Raw genomic sequence first — 3431 nt, forward strand, 5'->3', positions numbered from 1 at the left:
CCATTGGTTAACAAATTTTCCATGACTGTCGCTGCGGCAATTTTATAACTAGCCGCTATCCGCGTGTAACCAAACCTATCTTTGCAATATTGCTCGAAGGTTTTATGCGTGGAGCGATAAAGCCGTCTGTCCCTCAATTCTGCCAGTGCCTTACCTGCCTCAAAAAACGCTCTTTCCACACGGCGTTCTAGGTGAAGGCGATCGCTTTGCTCCTCCTCTGTCAACTCTGGAACTTCGACAGCACTAACCGTAATTGTTACTGAGGCTGGGTCTTCTTGAAGGGAGATATCCTCATTTACAGAGTTAGGGGGTGTTTTTGAATCATCAGAAGCAGCAGAGGTGGATTTTTTGCTCTTACGGGTTGATTTGTCCATAAACCCACCTCTAGGTTGATATTTAAGCTACTTGTTGCCGATGCTCTACTGACACCTGGGTAAACGCAATCCTCACCCACCAATCCACTAAGCTTCAGAAGGTTGACGAACAAGCGATCTCCCAAGCCGTAGCCCCCGAACTACTGACAACCGTAGAAATCAACTTCTACCACCACGAGGTCTACTGTGGCAAAGAACTGATAGCCTACATTGCTTATGACCACGATGATTTAGTCACCCAACCGTGGCTCGTTATGGTCAACGCTAAAGAGGAATTCCGCGCTAATACCTGGGCAAAATGCTATCGCTTCATCCAATGGCATCACAAAGACGGAACGCTTAGAGAAACATTCCCAGCACCCCTTGAGGTAGCAGAAGCTCCAACAATTCTGGAAATCTCGTTTTATGACCAAGAGGCGTTTGTAGGGGACTACCTTGTAGCCAGTATTAGCTACGACCACGATAACTACCAAAACCTATACTGGCGGGTACTGGTAAACAACGCTGAGATTTTCCGCGACCTTTCGGCTGCTAGATGCCACAGCTTTATTAAGCAGCAGTACCAGCAAGGCACGCTACCAGTACAAGAGCAATTACCAGAAGAAATTTGCTCCACTGGTAACGAAATCATGGTGCAGATTTTCAACGAATGCGAGAAGTACGGGTTTGAAATTCTCAATGATGGGATTTACCACAACGACATGAAACTGGGCGAGGTTGGCTGCACTGATGGCGGCTGGTGGGTGATGCGTACTGGGGAATGTCAACAACTACCCTGTGGCTCTGCGGTGGAAGCAGTTCAATCGCTGTCGATGCTGAAAACTTCACCCAGCATTGAGCCAACATTTGAAGAATTGCTAGACCGACCGTTTGAAATGTTGACAGCCCAAGACTGGGAGCTGTTACGGGAGTATGCACCAGTTGCAGAAAGTCGGGAGTTGGTAACGGCGTAATTCTTGCACAGACGAGAGCGATCGCACTTGTCAAGCGATCGTCTCTCACCACATTCTTACAATCCCCATTAAATCAATGCAACCTACAATATCAATCCCCCAACACTGGGGCTACCCTCGCTTTGCTTTGGAACAGCGTACTAAAGACGGCATCATTTTGGGATTTTATTACTACCCGAATGGTACTGAATTAGCTGAACAATTCGGTGGTGGTTGGCGCTATGCCTTGATGCCTCACAAAAACTCTGATGAATTGTTCCACTTTCAAGAGTCTCAAATCCAACCACTATCACCAGAAGAATTACTTTCAGAAATCACCGCAGAGATTGAGTTTTATCAACAGCAGATAAATATTCTCAACCGACAGTTAGCAGCCATCACTGGAGGTAGTACCAATGGCTAATTCTACAAACAGCTTTGACCGTAGAGCCAACCATTTGCTGCGTTCGATTCGGCTTTGTGGTGGTTGTGTTCCTCTACACCGACTTCAATTCCAATTCTCGGATTCAGTGATTCAAACACTGCTGGATAGAGAACTGGTGCAAGTACAGAATACGGGACGCGGCTTTTTGTTGGAGATTACCGAGGATTTTTAGGTTATTAATCCCAGAGGAGAAAATCATGAAACTTTACGCTAAGACTATTTCAGCTACTCTCCCAGATTGGGCAACTGTCGTCACACAGAGCGCAGATTTGATTGAGATTGAAATCAACGATGAACACCCTAACTTTCAATCCCTACTTGAAGAGTTAGCCACAGAGATTGAACCAGGAACCATCGGTGTGAAAGTGGAAGATTTATGTTCACGCCTTGGCATAGAAATGTCTAACCCCAATCTCGGACAATTACTTGAACAAGCCCAAAACCTGATATTAGAAATTGCTGCACACCCAGACTACAAACAACTGCTGGAGTTAGGATATAGCCCAGATTTAAACATTGCTGATGCTCAAACTGCACTGAGTTATCTGCAATGGGAGATAGAGCGCAATCGAGAACTTTCAAGCTTAGTACAAAAGCGTTCACCTAAAGGAATGGCATTACTTTAGATGAACGCACGGAAGTTCTTCTCCCGCTACAGAATTTCCATTATTGCACACAGAACACCAATCAATGAAACTTTAATCGAGGTGAACATGGTTACTGAAATAAAACTAGGTTTATGCAACCCTCCCGAACCCATCTATTTATATGTCAAAAATGCCGAGTTAGGTGGAGAATCTTACCTGTGGTATCACTACGATATTGACAGGGAGAAAACCATGCCAGTTTTTCAAAGAGCATTAACTGGCTATCTGTCTGAACTGCGATTGACGACTAAAGAATTCCAAGGAAAAGACAATCTCAAACTTGATATTGTAGTCAGTGCTGATGAAGTTTATATCATAAGAACTGGTATTGAAACTAATTTCGCCAAAAGCTTTCTTCTTGCTGCATCAAGTGTACAAGATTTTTCTAAACCACTGATTATTGCTGCTACTGCTGGTGAACAAAACACGGTTTTCTGTAATCTTTACGATGCAGTAAGTAAAAGCAGAATTGAAAGAGAATGGAATAAAAATGCTGATTGGGCAACAATCATTCGTGACATTCAAATTTTATTAGGTGGCACATCCTCAACTATTCCATCTATAGCAGAAACTCCAGTAGCTCCAGCGAAACTTAGTGTAGTTCCGCAATCTGTACACCCACAAGACTTACGAGTTAAAAATATTCGTACTTTGCTTGATTATCCACTCGATTTGGTCAAAGAGTGGTTGCAGTTTCAAGATGTTGACCGCCCAAGTCTACTTCATATTGGCAAGATTAATGAACTAGTAAAAACAATGTGTTTGGCTTGGGCAGCAGATAAGTGCGAGTATCCCAATGATGCCGAACTTTCGTATCAAAAGCAAGTGATTAATGCTGTTGCTAGCGGAATGGATGAGTTAGCAGCAATCAACGCATGGATGCAACAGGTGCAAACAGTAAACAGGACTTACGCAACTGGCACAGTGCGATCGCCTTCAATAGTACATAAGTATTACTTTATCACTTTACCGAGGCTGGGCTTTATACAAGAAATGTACCCAGTGACTATCGCCTTTCTCGCTATGCCTGTTA

Annotated in this window: 5 protein-coding genes and 1 pseudogene; 5 read left to right on the top strand and 1 reads right to left on the bottom strand. The window is 43.8% G+C overall.

From position 1 onward, the window contains the following. A pseudogene (locus tag LC574_RS32085) lies at positions 1 to 374 on the bottom strand (hypothetical protein); the annotation flags it as partial. Between the two features lie 254 nt (positions 375 to 628). Here LC574_RS32085 and LC574_RS32090 point away from each other — a divergent pair. The 5 genes from LC574_RS32090 to LC574_RS32110 all read left to right on the top strand — a co-directional run. Then, positions 629 to 1327, top strand: a complete 699-nt coding sequence (locus tag LC574_RS32090) for a hypothetical protein (protein ID WP_229457647.1) — start codon at positions 629 to 631, stop codon at positions 1325 to 1327. Between the two features lie 76 nt (positions 1328 to 1403). Continuing rightward, positions 1404 to 1730, top strand: a complete 327-nt coding sequence (locus LC574_RS32095) for a hypothetical protein (protein ID WP_229457648.1) — start codon at positions 1404 to 1406, stop codon at positions 1728 to 1730. Continuing rightward, positions 1723 to 1923 carry a hypothetical protein gene (locus LC574_RS32100; RefSeq protein WP_229457649.1) on the top strand — a complete coding sequence of 67 codons (201 nt, stop codon included), beginning with the start codon at positions 1723 to 1725 and terminating at the stop codon, positions 1921 to 1923. Before LC574_RS32095 ends, LC574_RS32100 begins: the two co-directional genes overlap by 8 nt. Positions 1924 to 1948: 25 nt before the next feature. Further along, positions 1949 to 2377 carry a hypothetical protein gene (locus LC574_RS32105; protein WP_229457650.1) on the top strand — a complete coding sequence of 143 codons (429 nt, stop codon included), beginning with the start codon at positions 1949 to 1951 and terminating at the stop codon, positions 2375 to 2377. Positions 2378 to 2464: 87 nt separating this feature from the next. After that, positions 2465 to 3431, top strand: a 967-nt coding sequence (locus LC574_RS32110) for a hypothetical protein (protein WP_306422188.1), incomplete at its 3' end; no start/stop codon positions are given.

It is taken from the genome of Nostoc sp. CHAB 5715, assembly GCF_020829685.1.
In the GTDB taxonomy this organism is placed as follows: domain Bacteria; phylum Cyanobacteriota; class Cyanobacteriia; order Cyanobacteriales; family Nostocaceae; genus Nostoc.